This is a genomic window from Burkholderia sp. BCC0097 (assembly GCF_902832985.1).
Taxonomy (GTDB): Bacteria; Pseudomonadota; Gammaproteobacteria; order Burkholderiales; family Burkholderiaceae; genus Burkholderia; species Burkholderia orbicola.
The window spans coordinates 413,962-430,115 of sequence record NZ_CADFDM010000007.1; the positions used below are offsets into that span (position 1 = coordinate 413,962).

At 66.9% G+C, this 16,154-nt stretch carries 17 protein-coding genes and 1 pseudogene; 8 read left to right on the forward strand and 10 right to left on the reverse strand.

The window, feature by feature from the left end:
• Window positions 1-112: 112 nt before the first annotated feature.
• The 5 genes from HWX07_RS25170 to HWX07_RS25190 form a co-directional block, all read right to left on the reverse strand.
• A complete protein-coding gene (locus tag HWX07_RS25170; protein WP_175878072.1) occupies window positions 113-997 on the reverse strand; it encodes a PhzF family phenazine biosynthesis protein in 885 nt (294 codons plus the stop codon).
• A gap of 13 nt (window positions 998-1,010) precedes the next feature.
• A complete protein-coding gene (locus HWX07_RS25175; protein WP_006478174.1) occupies window positions 1,011-1,469 on the reverse strand; it encodes a RidA family protein in 459 nt (152 codons plus the stop codon).
• A gap of 42 nt (window positions 1,470-1,511) precedes the next feature.
• A complete protein-coding gene (locus HWX07_RS25180; protein ID WP_175878073.1) occupies window positions 1,512-2,693 on the reverse strand; it encodes a PLP-dependent aminotransferase family protein in 1,182 nt (393 codons plus the stop codon).
• A 165-nt stretch (window positions 2,694-2,858) separates the two neighbouring features.
• Entirely contained in the window at window positions 2,859-3,767 is a 909-nt protein-coding gene (locus tag HWX07_RS25185; RefSeq protein WP_175878074.1) for a DMT family transporter, read from the reverse strand.
• Between the two features lie 67 nt (window positions 3,768-3,834).
• Window positions 3,835-4,530, reverse strand: a complete 696-nt coding sequence (locus HWX07_RS25190) for a VOC family protein (protein WP_175878075.1) — start codon at window positions 4,528-4,530, stop codon at window positions 3,835-3,837.
• 231 nt (window positions 4,531-4,761) lie between these two features.
• Between HWX07_RS25190 and HWX07_RS25195 the strand changes: the two genes are divergently transcribed.
• The 4 genes from HWX07_RS25195 to HWX07_RS25210 all read left to right on the forward strand — a co-directional run bounded on the left by HWX07_RS25195 (window position 4,762) and on the right by HWX07_RS25210 (window position 9,401).
• Window positions 4,762-6,222, forward strand: coding sequence for a PLP-dependent aminotransferase family protein (locus HWX07_RS25195; RefSeq protein WP_175878076.1), 1,461 nt, complete (start codon window positions 4,762-4,764; stop codon window positions 6,220-6,222).
• A 199-nt stretch (window positions 6,223-6,421) separates the two neighbouring features.
• Entirely contained in the window at window positions 6,422-8,320 is a 1,899-nt protein-coding gene (gene htpG / locus HWX07_RS25200; protein ID WP_175878077.1) for a molecular chaperone HtpG, read from the forward strand.
• Between the two features lie 8 nt (window positions 8,321-8,328).
• Entirely contained in the window at window positions 8,329-8,925 is a 597-nt protein-coding gene (locus HWX07_RS25205) for a chorismate lyase (protein ID WP_175878163.1), read from the forward strand.
• Window positions 8,925-9,401, forward strand: a complete 477-nt coding sequence (locus HWX07_RS25210) for a DNA-deoxyinosine glycosylase (protein WP_175878078.1) — start codon at window positions 8,925-8,927, stop codon at window positions 9,399-9,401. The genes HWX07_RS25205 and HWX07_RS25210 overlap by 1 nt, the downstream gene beginning before the upstream one ends.
• 35 nt (window positions 9,402-9,436) lie before the next feature.
• Here the strand turns inward: HWX07_RS25210 and HWX07_RS25215 are convergent, their stop codons facing one another.
• Window positions 9,437-9,856, reverse strand: coding sequence for a hypothetical protein (locus HWX07_RS25215; RefSeq protein WP_244130029.1), 420 nt, complete (start codon window positions 9,854-9,856; stop codon window positions 9,437-9,439).
• Window positions 9,849-10,442, reverse strand: a complete 594-nt coding sequence (locus HWX07_RS25220; protein ID WP_175878080.1) for a nucleotidyltransferase domain-containing protein — start codon at window positions 10,440-10,442, stop codon at window positions 9,849-9,851. Before HWX07_RS25220 ends, HWX07_RS25215 begins: the two co-directional genes overlap by 8 nt.
• 122 nt (window positions 10,443-10,564) lie before the next feature.
• Between HWX07_RS25220 and HWX07_RS25225 the strand changes: the two are divergent.
• Window positions 10,565-10,897: pseudogene (locus HWX07_RS25225) on the forward strand (DNA-deoxyinosine glycosylase); the annotation flags it as partial.
• A gap of 95 nt (window positions 10,898-10,992) precedes the next feature.
• Here the strand turns inward: HWX07_RS25225 and HWX07_RS25230 are convergent.
• The 3 genes from HWX07_RS25230 to HWX07_RS25240 all read right to left on the reverse strand — a co-directional run bounded on the left by HWX07_RS25230 (window position 10,993) and on the right by HWX07_RS25240 (window position 13,092).
• Entirely contained in the window at window positions 10,993-11,796 is an 804-nt protein-coding gene (locus HWX07_RS25230; RefSeq protein ID WP_175878081.1) for a hypothetical protein, read from the reverse strand.
• A gap of 73 nt (window positions 11,797-11,869) precedes the next feature.
• A complete protein-coding gene (locus HWX07_RS25235) occupies window positions 11,870-12,565 on the reverse strand; it encodes a mobilization protein (RefSeq protein WP_175878082.1) in 696 nt (231 codons plus the stop codon).
• Between the two features lie 272 nt (window positions 12,566-12,837).
• On the reverse strand, window positions 12,838-13,092 hold the full coding sequence (locus HWX07_RS25240; protein ID WP_124677872.1) for a hypothetical protein: 255 nt from the start codon (window positions 13,090-13,092) through the stop codon (window positions 12,838-12,840).
• 147 nt (window positions 13,093-13,239) lie between these two features.
• On the opposite strand from HWX07_RS25240, the gene HWX07_RS25245 reads away from it, so the two are divergent.
• From HWX07_RS25245 to HWX07_RS25255, 3 genes are all read left to right on the forward strand, one after another.
• Window positions 13,240-14,157 (forward strand): spermidine synthase, encoded by a 918-nt coding sequence (locus HWX07_RS25245; protein WP_011545876.1) that lies wholly within the window; start codon window positions 13,240-13,242, stop codon window positions 14,155-14,157.
• Window positions 14,158-14,355: 198 nt separating this feature from the next.
• Window positions 14,356-14,598 carry a DUF3311 domain-containing protein gene (locus HWX07_RS25250; protein WP_006478185.1) on the forward strand — a complete coding sequence of 81 codons (243 nt, stop codon included), beginning with the start codon at window positions 14,356-14,358 and terminating at the stop codon, window positions 14,596-14,598.
• On the forward strand, window positions 14,595-16,145 hold the full coding sequence (locus HWX07_RS25255) for a sodium:solute symporter family protein (protein ID WP_175878083.1): 1,551 nt from the start codon (window positions 14,595-14,597) through the stop codon (window positions 16,143-16,145). The genes HWX07_RS25250 and HWX07_RS25255 overlap by 4 nt, the downstream gene beginning before the upstream one ends.
• The last annotated feature ends 9 nt before the right edge of the window (window positions 16,146-16,154 follow it).

Sequence of the window (16,154 nt, forward strand, 5' to 3'; positions counted from 1 at the left end):
AGACCTCCGAAACAACGGATTAGGCCCGATATTACTGGCTGGAACGTTTTTGCGATAGTTGGGCAAAGCGTGGGGCGCCGGGCGAGCCGGCGCCATCGCACATCGCGAAATGTCAGGCGGGTGACCGGAACGTGCCGTCGACGACCGTGACGACGTGGCCGCCGATCCAGGTCGTGCCGTCTTCGTCGTAGCTGACGAAGATGCGGCCGTCGCGGCCGATCGCCGTGCCCTGGCGGGCTGTATACGATTGGCCGGGGCGGCGTTCCTGGCGTGTCAGCAGCCCGGCCAGCGCGGCGTTCGCGCTGCCGGTGACGGGGTCCTCGCCGGGTGTGCCGAACTGGCCGCCCGTCATCAGGCAGCGGATCTCGAACGTCGCGGGGCCGCCTTCGGCGTGCGGCGCGTAGGCGGCGAGGCCGTCCACGCCGTAGCGGTGGGTCAGCGCCGCCAGCGCGGCCGGATCGGGCGACAGGCCGATGCACGCGTCGGCCGACTTCAGCCGCACGACCAGCCACGGCGCGCCGTTGTCCACCGCGCACGGCTCGGCGTCCACGTCGAGCGCGTCGCTGCGCAGCGCGGCGGCCAGTACCGCGTAGTCCGAACGGTCGAGCGGCGTGACGCGTGCCGGCGGCGCGGCGAACGCCCAGCGGCCGCCCTGCTCGCGCAGCGCGACCCGGCCGACTCCGCACTGCTGGATCAGCCGGCCCGGCGTGCGCGGCCGCGCGCCGCTTTCCAGGAACGCATGCGCGGTGCCGAGCGTCGGGTGGCCGGCGAACGGCAGTTCGCCGCCCGTCGTGAAGATCCGCACGCGATAGTCGGCTTCCGGATCGGTCGGCGTGCAGAGGAACGTCGTTTCCGACAGGTTCGTCCAGCGGGCGATCTCGAGCATGGCGTCGTCGCCGAGCGAATCGGCGTCGAACACCACGGCAAGCGGATTACCCTTGAACGGCACCGACGTGAACACGTCGACCTGCTTGAAGCGAACGAGACGGCCGGGCATCGCGATGCGCCCGTTACGCGACTTCGGCGATCAGTTCGATCTCGACGCACGCGCCGAGCGGGATCTGCGCGACGCCGAAGGCCGAGCGCGCATGCTTGCCCGCGTCGCCGAACACTTCGGCGATCAGCTCCGACGCGCCGTTCGTCACGACGTGCTGTTCGGTGAAGTCGAGCGTCGAGTTGACGAGGCTCATCAGCTTGACGATGCGCGTGACCTTGTTCAGGTCGCCGGTGTGCGCGTGCAGCGTCGCGAGCAGGTCGATCGCGATCGAGCGGGCGGCGGCCTTGCCGTCTTCCGTCTGCAGATCCGCGCCGAGCTTGCCGGCCCAGACCTTGCCGTCCTTCTTCGCGATGTGGCCCGACAGGTAGACCGTGTTGCCGCTTTGCGCGCTCATCACGTAGGCGGCAGCCGGGGCGCCGGCGGTCGGGAGCTCGATGCCGAGCGACTTCAGTTTGTCGTAGACGTTAGCCATGTGTTCGATTCCTCGTAGAGAGTCGTGACAGGAAAAAGGGGATCAGAGGCGCTCGCGCAGCAGCTTGCCGAGGCGCGCGACGCCTTCCTCGATCTTCTCGGGCGGCACCGTCACGAACGACAGGCGCAGCGTGTTCTGCTGCGCGTTCTCCGCGAAGAACGGCGCGCCCGGCACGAAGGCGACGTGGTTGTCGACGGCTGCGGCGAGCAGCTTCATGCTGTCGATTTGCGCGGGCAGGTCCACCCAGATGAACATCCCGCCTTCCGGGCGGTTCCACGTGACGCCTGCCGGCATGTGGCGCGCGAGCGCGCCGAGCATCGCGTCGCATTGCGCGCTGTACAGCTCGCGGATCGTCGGGATGTGCTCGTCGAGGAAGCCGTCCTTGATCACTTCGTGCGCGATGCGCTGCGTGAGCGTCGGCGTGTGCAGGTCGGTGGCCTGCTTGGCCTGCACGAGCTTGAAGTGGAGTTCCTCGGGCGCGATGATGTAGCCGATCCGCAGGCCCGGCGCGAGCACCTTCGAGAATGTGCCGAGGTGCACGACGTGGTCGGGTGCCATCGACAGCATCGTCGGCAGCGGCTCGCCCTGGTAGTTCAGCGCGCCGTACGGATCGTCCTCCAGCACCGGGAACGGGCTCGACTGCGCGAACGCGGCGAGCGCACGGCGGCGCTCGACGGGCAGGCGGCGGCCGGTCGGGTTCTGGAAGTTCGGCTGCGCGTACAGCAGGCGCGCGCCTTGCGTGAGTTCGGGCGTGAGGCCTTCCGGCAGCAGGCCCTGCTCGTCGGTCGGCACCTGCACGTAGCGCGGCTCGTACAGCGAGAACGATTGCAGCGCGCCGAGGTAGGTCGGGGTTTCGACGAGGATCGGGCTGTTCGGGTCGATCAGCGCCTTGCCGAGCAGGTCGAGGGCCTGCTGCGAGCCGGTCGTGATCAGCACTTGCGACACGCGCACGCTGTAGCGTTCGGCGATCCACTCGCGCAGCGGCAGATAGCCTTCGGTCGCGCTGTACTGGAGTGCCGCGGCCGGCGCGTCGCGCAGCACGCGGTCGGCGGCGGCGCGCATGCGTTCGGCCGGGAACGTCGCGGGGGCGGGCAGGCCGCCGGCGAACGAGATGACCTCGGGGCGTTCCGTGACCTTCAGGATCTCGCGGATCGCAGAGCTCGTCAGCTTGCGGGCACGTTCGGAAAGCTGCCAGTGCGGCGGATGCAGGTCGCTCGGATTCATAGTCTCCTCGTTCGGATATCGTGGTCAGTCAAGAAAGGTCGATCAGGCGGATCGCTTCGACACCGCCGGGTGGGCGAGCGCGAGCACGACGGCGCCTTCGCGGCTGGGTTGGCACGGCCAGTCAGGCAAACCGATCAGGCAAAACGTCCATTATGGCGCACCTCATCAGCCGGCGCGAGCGGGGTGCGGCGCCGTGGCGACCGCCGAGCGGCGCCCGAGCACCACGGTCGCGATCACGGCGGCGGCGAACAGCCACGTCGACGGCGTGACCGTTTCGCCGAACAGCAGCGCGGAAAAGGCGATCGTGAAGAAAATCTGCAGCAGTTGCACCTGGCCGACGCGCGCGGTGCCGCCCATCGCGAGCCCCGCATACCATGCGAAAAAGCCGATGAATTGCGAAAAGAGGGTCACGTAGCCGAACGCGAGCCAGGTGCGCGGCGCGAGCGGCCCCGGATGCGCGGCGTGCTGCATCCATGCGAGCCAGCCGACCGGCAGCACGAGGAACGGCGCCGACACGACGAGCGCCCAGCAGATCACCTGCCAGCCGCCGATCTGGCGCGCGAGGCGCGCGCCTTCCGCATAGCCGAGCGCGCCGATGCCGACCGCGACGAGCATCAGCGCGTCGCCGGCCTGCACGGTGCCGCCGCCGTCGCGCAGCGCGAACGCGATCACGAGCGCGCTGCCGGCCACCGCGCTGGCCCAGAACGCCTTCGACGGCCGTTCGTGCGACAGCCATGCCGCATACAGCGCGACGAACAGCGGTTGCAGTCCGTTGACCACCGCGCCGTGCGAGGCCGGCACCGATTTCATCGCCCACGCCGAGAACACCGGATACGCGATGATCACGCCGGCCGACGTGATCGCGAGGCTCTTCAGTTGGGCACGGGTCGGCAGCCGCTCGCGGCGCCACCACAGCAGCAGGCCGGCCGGCACGGCGGCGGCGAGCGCGCGGCCGAGCCCGTTGAGCAGCGGGTTGAGTTCGGAGACGACGATCCGCGTCATCGGCAGCGTCAGGCTGAAGATCATCACGCCGATGAGGCCGAGCAGCATGCCCCGGGTTTCGCGCGAATTCATGTCGTGGGTGTCTCCGTATTGGCGAGGTGCGTATGGTGTGACAAGCAGGGCGGCCGCACGTGCGGCGTCAGCGCAGCGTGCGCGGGCCCTGCGGCGTGTCGAATTCGGCGACGAGCGCCGGCGGGCCGTCGGCGGATTCGACGTCGAGCAGGTGGGCGGCGCCGAGCCAGTCGAGCTGCTCGCGGATCGTATCCGCGTGCGGGTGCGCGCCCTTGAGCGCCTTCAGCGCGACACCGTCGGCCGGCAGCGATTCGGCCGGATGGCGCGGGCTGTCCCACTGGATCAGCGACGGCACGAGGCCGTCGCCTGCGCCCTGCCACGCGGGGAAGCTGCCGTCGTCGGGTACCGTGAGGCCCCAGCTCAGGTCGCCGCGCCGCATCGCGACGACCGGCGCGATGCGGGCCGGATACTGGCGCTGCCACAGCGCAAGCTGGCGCGGGCGGTCGACGCGCGCGACCCAATGCGCGAGAAACGGGCCCTCCTGCGCGAGCCGCGCCTGGATCGCCGGATCGTCGAGCCCGAACAGCCGCGCGCGCGGCGGCTTCGCATCGTCGTCCGGCGCGGGCGCGTCGGGGTCGATTGCGATCACTTCGAGATAGAGCCCGCCCCACGCGCCGAACAGCGCATTGTGGGTCCGCATCAGCGGATGGCGGCCGCCGCCGGCCGGCTCGATGCCGAGGGCGTCGGCGACATGGCGCACGCCTTCGTCGAGGGTGCGCGCGGCAATCACGAGATGGTCGAGTGTCAGGGAGCGGGCTGGCATGAGCGTCGGTCGGGAAGCGAAAGTGTCATGGTAGGCGGGCGAGAAGCCGGGCGGGGGCCGGACCGGCCTGCGCACCGGCCGCGATGCGGGCCGGCGGGCGCAGCGCCGTGTCCGGCGGGGCCGGTGCGCAGGCCGCACGATCGCCATTCCGGTCAACTGTAATCGTCGCTACCGGCACAGTAACGGTACAATCGGCGCGATAGCCTTCGGTACAGTTGGAGCCTGCCGCCCATGTCCACCGTCCCACTCGCCCAGATTCCCGCGCCGCACGACACGGCCACGCTCACGCTCGTCGACCAGCTGGTCCAGTGGGCGCGGCGGCGCATCGACGAACGCGTGTTCCGTCCCGGCATGCGCATGCCGTCGATCCGCAAGCTCGCGCTCGACAAGAGCGTGTCGCGCTTTACCGTCGTCGAGGCCTACGAGCGCCTCGTCGCGCAGGGCTACCTCGACTCGCGGCGCGGTTCCGGCTTCTACGTGCGCGAGCGCACGGGCGCCGGCCCGCAGCCCGCCGACGGCGTCGCGCGCGCGGCCGAGGCCGCGCCCGTGCACAACACGATCGACGTCGTCTGGTTGCTGCGCAACATGCTGCATACGGTCAGCCCGGAGAAGGGCCCGGGCCTCGGCTATCTGCCGGGCCGCTGGCTCGACGGCGAGCTGATCACCGGCGCGCTGCGCGCGCTCGGGCGCCAGTCGGGCGCGCAGATGCTCGGCTTTGGCACCGCGCAGGGTTTCCTGCCGCTGCGCCAGCAACTGCAGACGCGCCTCGCCGAAGTCGAGATCGGCGCGAAGCCCGAACAGATCGTGCTGGTGTCGGGCATCACGCAGGCGATCGACCTGATCTCGCGGATCTACATGCGCCCGGGCGATGCGGTGATCGTCGGCGATCCCGCGTGGTTTCAGATGTTCGGCCGGTTCGCCGCGCAGGGCGCGCAGCTCGTCGGGATGCCTTATACGCCCGACGGCCCCGACCTCGACGCGCTCGAAACCCTGGTGCAGATGTGGCGGCCGAAGATGCTCGTGATCAACTCGGTGCTGCAGAACCCGACCGGCACGTCGCTGTCGGCCGCGCAGGCGTTCCGGATCCTGAAGCTCGCGGAGGCCTACGATTTCCTGGTCGTCGAGGACGACGTGTACGGCGACCTGTGCCCGCCCAGCTATCCGGCCACGCGCCTCGCGAGCCTCGACCAGTTGAAGCGCGTGATCTATCTCGGCAGCTATTCGAAGACGCTCGCGGCGAACCTGCGGGTCGGCTACGTGGCCTGCGCGCCGGAGATCGCGAAGGCGGTCACCGACCAGAAGATGCTGGTCGGGATGACCACGCCCGAGCTCAACGAGCGCGTGCTGTACAAGATCCTGACCGAAGGGCATTACCGGCGCCACGTCGAGCGGCTGCGCGCGCGGCTCGACGGTGTGCGCGACAAGACCGCGCGGATGCTCGAACGCACCGGGCTCGGGCTTTTCACGATGCCCGCGGCCGGGATGTTCCTGTGGGCCGACACGGGCGTCGATTCGGACGCGCTCGCGGCGGTCGCGCACGAAGCCGGCTTCCTGCTGACGCCGGGCAGCCTGTTCTCGCCGCAGCAGTCGCCGTCCACGTGGATGCGCTTCAACGTCGCGAACTGCGGCGATCCGGCGCTGCCGGGGCTGCTGGCGGGCTACATCGACTCGGCGGTGCGGCGCGCGTCGTGACGCGGCGGGGCAGGCCGGCTCTTGAAATGGCGCGTGCCGTCCCCAGATAGGCGCGCAAATCGCCGGCGCCAGGCGGTCGTCCCACACGGGCCGTCCGAGACGGGCCGTCCCAACGGGCCGTCCTTCACGGCTCCGCCGGCATCGCGCGCCGGGCGCCGGCGTCACCCCTTTTCAGTTCAAGTAAGAGGAAACAGCATCCATGGCACACGAAACGATGAGCTTTCAGGCAGAGGTCAAGCAACTCCTCCACCTGATGATCCATTCGCTCTACAGCAACAAGGAAATCTTCCTGCGCGAACTGGTGTCGAATGCGTCCGACGCGGCCGACAAGCTGCGTTTCGAAGGGCTCGCGGACAGCGCGCTGTACGAGAACGATCCGAACCTGCGCATCCGCATTGGCTTCGACAAGGCCGCGCGCACGATCACGATCGACGACAACGGCATCGGCATGAGCCGCGACGAGGCAATCGCGAACCTCGGCACGATCGCGCGTTCGGGCACCAAGGAATTCTTCACGAAGCTGTCGGGCGACCAGCAGAAGGATGCGGCGCTGATCGGCCAGTTCGGCGTGGGCTTCTATTCGGGCTTCATCGTCGCCGACAAGATCACCGTCGAAACGCGTCGCGCGGGCCTGCCTGCGAACGAAGCCGTGCGCTGGGAAAGCGCCGGTGAAGGCGATTTCACGATCGACGCGATCGAGCGCGCGCAGCGCGGCACGACGATCACGCTGCACCTGCGCGAAGGCGAGGACGATCTGCTGTCGTCGCACCGCCTGAAGTCGATCATCCAGAAGTACTCCGACCACATCGCGCTGCCGATCCTGATGCGCAAGGAAGAGTGGGATCAGGAAAAGGGCGAGATGGTCCTGAAGGACGAGGACGAAACCGTCAACCAGGCGAGCGCACTGTGGACGCGTTCGAAGAGCGACGTCACCGACGAGCAGTACACGCAGTTCTACCAGCACATCGCGCACGATCACCAGGACCCGCTCACGTGGACGCACAACCGCGTCGAGGGCCGCAGCGAATACACGCAGCTGCTGTTCGTGCCCGCGCACGCGCCGTTCGACCTGTGGAACCGCGACTATCGCGGCGGCCTCAAGCTGTACGTGAAGCGCGTGTTCATCATGGATGACGCCGAGCAGCTGCTGCCGCAATACCTGCGCTTCGTGAAGGGTGTGGTCGATTCGGCCGACCTGCCGCTGAACGTGTCGCGTGAAATCCTGCAGGAAAGCCGCGACGTGAAGGCGATCCGCGAAGGCGTGACCAAGCGCGCGCTGTCGATGCTGGAGGAGCTCGCGAACGCGGAAGACGATGCCGGCAAGGAGAAGTACAAGACGTTCTGGGGCGCGTTCGGCCAGGTACTGAAGGAAGGCCTCGGCGAGGATCACGCGAACCGCGAGCGCATCGCGAAGCTGCTGCGCTTCGCGTCGACGCACGGCGATACCGATGCGCAGGACGTGTCGCTCGCCGACTACGTGTCGCGCATGAAGCCCGAGCAGAGCAAGATCTACTACGTGACCGCCGATACGTGGCAGGCCGCGAAGAACAGCCCGCATCTGGAAGTGTTCCGCAAGAAGGGCGTCGAGGTGCTGCTGCTGACCGACCGCGTCGACGAATGGATGCTGTCGTTCCTGCACGAATTCGATGGCAAGCCGCTCGCGAGCGTGGCACGCGGCGATCTCGATCTCGGCGAGCTGAACGACGAGGAGAAGAAGGCGCAGGAAGAGGCCGGCGAAGCGATCAAGCCGGTCGTCGAGAAGATGAAGGAAGCGCTCGGCGACAAGGTGAAGGAAGTGCGCGTCACGTTCCGCCTGACCGATTCGCCGTCGTGCCTCGTCGCGGACGACAACGACATGAGCGGCTACCTGCAGCGGATGCTGAAGGCAGCCGGCCAGAACGCGCCGGCGATGCAGCCGATCCTCGAGATCAATCCCGAGCACGCGCTCGTGAAGCAGCTGAATGCCGACAGCGCCGATTTCGGCGACTGGTGCCATCTGCTGTTCGATCAGGCGCTGCTGGCCGAAGGCGGCATGCTCGACGATCCGGCGAGCTTCGTGAAGCGGACCAACGCGCTGCTGCTGTCGCGCACCGCGTGAACGCGCGCATGCGGTTCGACGGCGCGCAGGCGGGCTGGCGCGCGACGCCGCGGCCTGGCTGCACGCTCGATCAGCGCGACTGGCTGACGCGCGGCGGATCGCTGACCGCGCACCTCGCGCGGCTCGGCAGCGTGAACGTGCGGGTGACGCGCGAGGCCGTCGACCGCCCGTGGTTCGACGAGCCGGACGCGCTCGCCAGTTCGCCGCGCGCGCCGATGTGGGTGCGCGAGGTGATCCTGTCGGTCGACGGCACGCCGTACGTCGCCGCGCACAGCATCGCGCCGCTCGCGGCCAGCAAGGGCGTGTGGCAGGCGATGCGGCGGCTGCGCACGCGGCCGCTCGCGGAGCTGCTGTACAGCGATCCGCAGGTCGAGCGCTCGGCGCTCGTGAGCCGGCGCGTGATCGCCGGCCATCCGCTGTATGCGCTCGCGAGTCATGCATTGCAGGGTGCGCGCGCGCCGCATGCGTTCGTCGCGCGGCGCTCGGTGTTCCAGCGTCACGGCAAGCCGCTGATGGTCACCGAGTGCATGCTGCCTGCGCTGTGGCGTCATCTCGCCGCGTACGGCGACGGGCCGCGATCCGTCGGGCCGCACGGAGACGCGTGATGTTGCAGGGTTTTCCGCCGGTCGTCGCGCCGAATACGCACACGATGATCCTCGGCAGTTTTCCGGGCGAGGCGTCGCTCGACGCCGCGCAGTACTACGCGCATCCGCGCAACCAGTTCTGGCGGCTGCTCGGCGCGGTGCTCGGCGAGCCGTCGCTGCATGAGCTGCCGTACGACGCGCGGCTCGAGCGCGTGCTGTCGCACGGCATCGGCATCTGGGACGTTCTCGATGCGTGCCATCGCCAGGGCAGTCTCGATTCCGCGATCAGGAACGCGAAGCCGAACGACTTCGATTCGTTGCGCCAGCATGCGCCGTTGCTGAAGCGCGTGTGCTTCAACGGCAAGACGGCGGGGCGGTTCGCCGACGTGATCGGCCAGGCTGGCTACGAGACGCTCGTGCTGCCGTCGTCGAGCCCGGCGAACGCGATGCTGTCGTTCGAGCAGAAGCTGGTGCTTTGGCGCGGGATTCGCGCCTGAAACTCGTTGGATTCAGAGTATCCCGCGAAGCAGTATCAAGTGGACGGCAGCAGGCGGTCGAGTAGAGATACGGTTTCAATGAGTTCAGCAGTGAGCCGAACCAACTCGGCGGTCAGACTCGCTGGAAGATCTACGTTGCCCTCGTATTCGGCCGCATTGCGCCTGCGATGGCAGGTGTCGAGCACGCGCCATTTTTCGGTCGGCCAGCCGATCGTGTGTTCGAGACACTGAAACACCAGATATCGGTCGTCGCTCCGGTATCCGTGAGCCCGTAACGCAGCACGTGACGCGGCGTGAGCGGCATCGTAGGCGAGGATGAACTGGCTCGCCGTCGCCATTCCGTTACTGCTTGTGACGGTATCGAGCAAGGTTCGAGCGAGGCCGAGCAGATGCTCGAATTCGCCGCGGTTCGCCGGAAAGGGTTTGAGTTTTCCGATGCGTACGAGGTTATCCAATGCGGTCAATGTCGTCCTCGGTTCCGATAATCATCAGCTTCGGTTGGCGCAGCACTTCCGCGAGGAACGGATGACTTTTGCGTTTCCGTTCGAGAAATTCCTCGTGAGTGTATTGTGTGATCTGGACCGAGCGGCCGAGCTGTCTTTCAGCCGATTCGAGTGCGGCCATGACTTGTCCATAGCTGAGCGTCTCACTGACCAACATAACATCGACGTCGCTACCGGCGTGGTCGCTGCCTTGGGCAACCGAGCCGTATACAAAGGCGAGTTGTATCTCTGAGGTCAGCGGTGACAGCGCTTCGCGGAGCACCTCGACGACCCCGAAGGTTTTGAGGACGATGAGACGCAACTCGCTGAAAATGGGGCTGCCGGCAAACGCTCGCACCTGTTTGAGATTGGCGATGCGTCGAGTTTCGATAAGGCCACCTTTTTCGAGACGATTCAGTTCACGCTGGACGCTGGCGCTACCGAGACTGGTCAGCCGGATCAACTCTTTGACGTGAAACCACTGTTCGGGCTGCCCAAACAGGCAGGCCAGAATGGGTTGCTGTGCGCTGGAAAAGAGGGCGTCGCCGAGCTTTGTCATAAGCCGTGATATTAGCACGATCGAGCCAAAATTTAGCACGATCGAGCCAAATTTAAGCTCGATGAGCGACCGTTCGGCGGATCTAGATAGCAGGGATATCGCGCGACGTTGGTGATGGCCACGGCGAGCCGTCGCTGCATGAGCTGCCGTACGACGCGCGGCTCGAGCGCGTGCTGTCGCACGGCATCGGCATCTGGGACGTTCTCGATGCGTGCCATCGTCAGGGCAGCCTCGATTCCGCGATCAGGAACGCGAAGCCGAACGACTTCGATTCGTTGCGCGAGCATGCGCCGTTGCTGAAGCGCGTGTGTTTCAACGGCAAGACGGCGGGGCGGTTCGCCGACGTGATCGGCCAGGCTGGCTACGAGACGCTCGTGCTGCCGTCGTCGAGCCCGGCGAACGCGATGCTGTCGTTCGAGCAGAAGCTGGTGCTTTGGCGCGCACTTCGCGCCTGAGACGTGCTGGATTCCGACTGGTTGACGAAGCGGGCGGGAGCGGCAACAGGACGCGCCGGACCTGATGCGACCACGCCGCCACTCGACACTACCGGTCAAGGCTTCGCCTCGCCTTGCCTGGCGCCCGTGGCCGAGACGATGCGATTTTGTGCCGCGACGAGTTGATCATCGGTGGTCGCCACCAGCCACAGCCGTGCATGCTCCTCGATCCGGCGGTTGTGGTCCTTCAACGGCCCCAGCGCGGCAGCGGCCTTCCAGGTCACCGGGCCGATTCGGCTACTCCTGCCCGATGGCGCGCCTACCAGCAGGCAATAAGGTCCCAGCGGAAGCGAGACGAACGGAAGTGCCGGACTGGCGATCACGCGCCAGTCGATGAAGGGGGTGTCGCTGATCAGCAGCGGCGTGGGCAAGCCGTAGAGCACACTGAAATCGTACAGCGCCAGCTGTTCTCGCATGCCGACGTAAATTCGCCGGATGTCGTCGACGACCGCCGCGCGGATCTCGTCCTCGAACATCGGTTCCTGCGCGTAGCGGGCCCATGCCTGGCGAGCCTCCCCTTGATACGCGCTGAACAGGCCGATCTCCACGCAATCCTGCACCGCGCGCTGAACCTCCGCCACGGAGCCGGCTTCCCCGGGCGTGCCCATCTGCGCCGCCCGCAAAAAGCGGGCAAGTCCCGCCTCGTGGATCGCAGGACCCTCCGCGGACGTGTCGTCGTCAGCGTCCTTGCCCAGCGGCACGTAGGTATATTTCTCTGCGGCGAAATGCGATTTCTTGCCTTCGTCGAACTTGATTTCGCCATCCCCACAATCCAGATAGCGCGTCCCGATTCGGCCGTGCTCCCATACCCAGTTTTTCAGGAACGGACGGAGTGGATGCAGTCTGTCGTGATCGGCCATCGAACCTCCAAGTTTTCCCGATATGAGCCACGCCAGCCACCCGACGCACACTCCGTGCCGCCATGGGCCGGTGCTACAGGGCGAGCGTGCCCAGCTCCTCGTAAGTACGATTCAGCCAGACCTTGACGCGCTGCCGCTCCAGCAAGCCGAACCCAGTGGCGGCGCGGTCGGGATGATTGACCGCCGCCCAGAAGCTCGCGCTTTGTCGATCGATCTTCTGCATGGTCGTATCGGGCAGGCGGCGCAGCGTAATCACGCTAGCGCCGAGAGCTTCGGCCCTTTCGCGTTCGCCGGAGGCCTCCAGAATCTCGAAGCGATCGCCGCGGACTTCGTTCAGCACCAGCACCAGCTTGATTCGTCCGCCGAATTCGTCGAGCCATTGCCGCAGCAGATCGACCGAATCGCGTCCAGTGTCCATCACGTGCCACCACGTCAGCGTGAGGCCGTGTTCCTCGGCGAAGTCGACTACGTCCGAATCGTCGAGCCACTTGGCGAGCGACTGCTGCGTCTGGGCCGCGAGGTCCACCAGTATGCGCCGTTGCGGATCCTCGAGCGCCGATTCCATGACCGGATCGAGGCTGTCGTGCTGGTCGAGCACGGCAGGCGCGGCAAAATCGGCATAGAACCGCAGTAGCGCGCCGTGCGATCGGTCGGTATCGAAGCCCACGAAGGGCATGCTCCGATCGATGAAATACTGGGCCAGCACGCGGGCCGCGAGCGATTTGCCGACGCCGCCTTTTTCCCCGCCGATGAAGTGGATGTGACTCATGCTTACGAAATCCCGTGTGATGGAGCAGGTATGGCCAGAGCGGATATTGGCAGGCTTCGATGACGTTACGGCGCAACCGGTCACGTCGAAAGAAATGCGTGCGCGGCACCAGCATGCTGTCTGGCCAACGCCGGTGTCAAACTGAACAAAATGGCGACCCGTTCCGGCGGCTGCCGCGCACGGTGCGCGGCGAGCCGACGCTGCATGCACTGCCGCACGACGCGCGGTCGTCAGGCAGCAAAAACGCATGGGCTTGCGTATCGCGTGGACGCTCAATCGTCGTTGCCCCATCGCCACCGGGGCTTCTCGCCCTTGAGCCAGCACACCGCAGTCAGCAGCGCGACCAGCACCACGAGGCACGCGCCGTACGCCACCGGCGACCGATGCGGCGGCACGAGCCATGCACTCGCGACGACGCCGATCGCGAACAGCAGCAGCACGACCCAACCCTGCCACGCGACCGGCAATCCCCATCCCCAGCCGTAGCGCTTCGCCGGAAACCAGATCTTCTTGTCGTGCGAGGTCATGCGCGCTCCTGTGAATTCGCGAATGCAGCGTAGCGTCGACGGGATTGGACGTCACGCGTGGCGGGGCACGCGTCGGCGGCCTCCGCCTCCCACCAATGCTATCCTCTCGTCCGCTCATCCAGCGTCACCCAGCGAGATTCAACCATCATGACCCGACTGATCAAGCGCGCGTCCGCCGAGGCACGCGCGTTCAAGCAACGCAAGCCGTCCGCCTACAACGGCTCCGAAAAACTCCAGCCGCCGCGCGTGAAGCGCCGCCCGGACATCGACGAACACGACGACGTGCCGGTGCTCGAAGCGCCGCGCAAGCCGCGTTTCGCGCCCGTGACGTTCTCCGAAGAAGGCGGCGTGCGCTTCCTGCACTTCGGTACCGAGTGGGTGCAGGGCGCGATGCGGATCTCGAAGCCGCTGCATATCGAGCTCGAATACGCGCAGCAGATGATGGCGTGGCTGCTGTTCCTCGAAACGCCGGAACGGATCGTCCAGCTCGGGCTCGGCACCGGCGCGCTGACCAAGTTCTCGCATCGTTTCCTGCCGCACGCGAAGGTCGAGGCCGTCGAGCTGAACCCGGCCGTGATCGTCGCCGCGCGCACGATGTTCGCGCTGCCGCCCGACGACGCACGCCTCGCCGTGCACGAAGCCGACGCATGGGACTTCGTCAACGACCCGGCCAACCGCGGCACGGCAGGCGCGATCCAGATCGACCTGTACGACGCGACCGCGCGCGGCCCCGTGCTCGACAGCGTCGCGTTCTACCGCGCGGTGCGCGGCTGCCTCGCCGATGCCGGCATCGCGACGATCAACCTGTTCGGCGATCATCCGAGCTTCGTGCGCAACATGAAGCACCTGAATGCGGCGTTCGATCACCGCGTGATCGCGCTGCCCGAAGTGCACGACGGCAACCGCATCGCGATCGCGTTTTCGGGCCCCGCGCTCGACGTGCCGTTCGCCCAGCTCGACGCCCGCGCGAAGCTGATCGAGGACACGCTCAAGCTGCCCGCGCGCAAGTGGGTGAAAGCTTTGAAAGCAACGGACGGCGCACGCGACACCGCGTTCGCGATCTGACGCCGGGTGCACCGGCGCAGGCCGGCGCATCCGCGTGACAAGGGGCGGATCACCTCGGGTTCGCCCCTGCTTGACCGCGTACTCGCGGCTCCTATACTGGCGCGAAGCCAGGGGAGCCGCAGCCTACCCGTTTCGCCGCTCCTCTCGGTGTCGTACCCGCTCAACAAGATCGATAACCGGGATAGAAGAGGAGACGTCATGGCTCACGATGCCGACGCCAACCGGGCCGCGAAGCGCTGGCTCTGGCTGCTGGTACTGCCGTTGATCGCGATGGTCTGGGTGCCGTCGTACAGCAAGATCGAACCGCAATGGTTCGGTTTTCCGTTTTTCTACTGGTACCAGTTGCTCTGGGTCTTCATCAGCGCGGTGATCACCGCGTTCGTGTACTTCAAGACCAAGAACGCGTGGAAGGCGAGCGGTACGCAAGGAGGTGCGCAATGAATCTCGGCGCGACCTTCGTCTTCGTCCTGCTGTTCATCGGCGTCACGATCATCGGTTTCCTGGCCGCGAACTGGCGGCGCGGCGATCTCGCCCATCTCGACGAATGGGGCCTCGGCGGACGCCGCTTCGGCACGATCGTCACGTGGTTCCTGCTCGGCGGCGATCTCTACACGGCCTACACGTTCGTCGCGGTGCCCGCGCTCGTGTTCGGCGCCGGCGCGATGGGCTTCTTCGCGCTGCCGTACACGATCCTGATCTATCCGTTCGCGTTCGTCGTGTTCCCGAAACTGTGGAGCATCGCGAAGCGGCACGGCTACGTGACGGCCGCCGACTTCGTCAACGCGCGCTACGGCAGCCGGATGCTCGCGCTGGCGATCGCGGTGACGGGCATCGTCGCGACGATGCCGTACATCGCGCTGCAACTCGTCGGCATCGAGGTGGTGATCGGCGCGCTCGGCTTCGACACGACCGGCTTCGTCGGCGACCTGCCGCTGATCATCGCGTTCGCGATCCTCGCCGCTTACACGTACACGTCGGGGCTGCGCGCCCCCGCGATGATCGCGATCGTGAAGGACGTGCTGATCTACATCACGATCGCCGCCGCGGTCATCGTGATCCCCGCGAAGCTCGGCGGCTTCGGGCACATCTTCTCCGCCGTGCCGCCCGCGAAGCTGCTGCTGAAGGCGCCCGACGCGATGAGCCTGAACGGCTACAGCGCATACGCGACGCTCGCGATCGGCTCGGCGCTCGCGCTGTTCCTGTATCCGCACTCGGTCACGGCGATCCTGTCGTCGTCGTCGGGCAACTCGATCCGCCGCAACATGGCGATGCTGCCCGCGTACTCGTTCGTGCTCGGCCTGCTCGCGCTGCTCGGCTACATGGCGCTCGCCTCCGGCGTGAAGGACATGCCGCAGTACGCGCCGTACTTCAAGGCGTTCGGCCCGAACTTCGCGGTGCCCGCGCTGTTCCTCGAGTATTTCCCGTCGTGGTTCGTCGGCGTCGCGTTCGCGGCGATCGGCATCGGCGCGCTGGTGCCGGCGGCGATCATGTCGATCGCGGCCGCGAACCTGTACACGCGCAATATCCACCGCGAGTTCGTGAACCGCAACATGTCGCACGACCAGGAGACGCACGTCGCGAAGCTCGTGTCGCTGATCGTGAAGGTCGGCGCGGTGGCGTTCATCCTCGGGCTGCCGCTGACCTACGCGATCCAGCTGCAACTGCTCGGCGGGATCTGGATCATCCAGACGCTGCCGGCGATCGTGCTCGGCCTGTACACGCGCGTGCTCGACCATCGCGGCCTGCTGGCCGGCTGGGCGGCCGGCATCATCTGCGGCACGTGGATGGCGGTCTCGCTGAAGCTGGCGAGTTCGATCTTCACGATCCACCTGTTCGGCCTCGCGATTCCCGGCTACGCGGCCGTGTGGTCGCTGATCGTGAACCTGGTGGTGTCGGTGGTCGTGAGCGTGCTGGTGCGCGTGATCGGCATGGCGCATGCGGAGGATCGCACGCGGCCGGAGGATTATCTCGACGTCGTCGAGGGCTGATACGGACCG

Excerpts from the sequence above, each read along its gene's own strand:
- HWX07_RS25170 (WP_175878072.1), bottom strand. The coding sequence starts at position 997 with ATGCCCGGCCGTCTCGTTCGCTTCAAGCAGGTCGACGTGTTCACGTCG.
- HWX07_RS25175 (WP_006478174.1), bottom strand. The coding sequence starts at position 1,469 with ATGGCTAACGTCTACGACAAACTGAAGTCGCTCGGCATCGAGCTCCCG.
- HWX07_RS25180 (WP_175878073.1), bottom strand. The coding sequence starts at position 2,693 with ATGAATCCGAGCGACCTGCATCCGCCGCACTGGCAGCTTTCCGAACGT.
- HWX07_RS25185 (WP_175878074.1), bottom strand. The coding sequence starts at position 3,767 with ATGAATTCGCGCGAAACCCGGGGCATGCTGCTCGGCCTCATCGGCGTG.
- HWX07_RS25190 (WP_175878075.1), bottom strand. The coding sequence starts at position 4,530 with ATGCCAGCCCGCTCCCTGACACTCGACCATCTCGTGATTGCCGCGCGC.
- HWX07_RS25195 (WP_175878076.1), top strand. The coding sequence starts at position 4,762 with ATGTCCACCGTCCCACTCGCCCAGATTCCCGCGCCGCACGACACGGCC.
- htpG (WP_175878077.1), top strand. The coding sequence starts at position 6,422 with ATGGCACACGAAACGATGAGCTTTCAGGCAGAGGTCAAGCAACTCCTC.
- HWX07_RS25205 (WP_175878163.1), top strand. The coding sequence starts at position 8,329 with ATGCGGTTCGACGGCGCGCAGGCGGGCTGGCGCGCGACGCCGCGGCCT.
- HWX07_RS25210 (WP_175878078.1), top strand. The coding sequence starts at position 8,925 with ATGTTGCAGGGTTTTCCGCCGGTCGTCGCGCCGAATACGCACACGATG.
- HWX07_RS25220 (WP_175878080.1), bottom strand. The coding sequence starts at position 10,442 with ATGACAAAGCTCGGCGACGCCCTCTTTTCCAGCGCACAGCAACCCATT.
- HWX07_RS25230 (WP_175878081.1), bottom strand. The coding sequence starts at position 11,796 with ATGGCCGATCACGACAGACTGCATCCACTCCGTCCGTTCCTGAAAAAC.
- HWX07_RS25235 (WP_175878082.1), bottom strand. The coding sequence starts at position 12,565 with ATGAGTCACATCCACTTCATCGGCGGGGAAAAAGGCGGCGTCGGCAAA.
- HWX07_RS25240 (WP_124677872.1), bottom strand. The coding sequence starts at position 13,092 with ATGACCTCGCACGACAAGAAGATCTGGTTTCCGGCGAAGCGCTACGGC.
- HWX07_RS25245 (WP_011545876.1), top strand. The coding sequence starts at position 13,240 with ATGACCCGACTGATCAAGCGCGCGTCCGCCGAGGCACGCGCGTTCAAG.
- HWX07_RS25250 (WP_006478185.1), top strand. The coding sequence starts at position 14,356 with ATGGCTCACGATGCCGACGCCAACCGGGCCGCGAAGCGCTGGCTCTGG.
- HWX07_RS25255 (WP_175878083.1), top strand. The coding sequence starts at position 14,595 with ATGAATCTCGGCGCGACCTTCGTCTTCGTCCTGCTGTTCATCGGCGTC.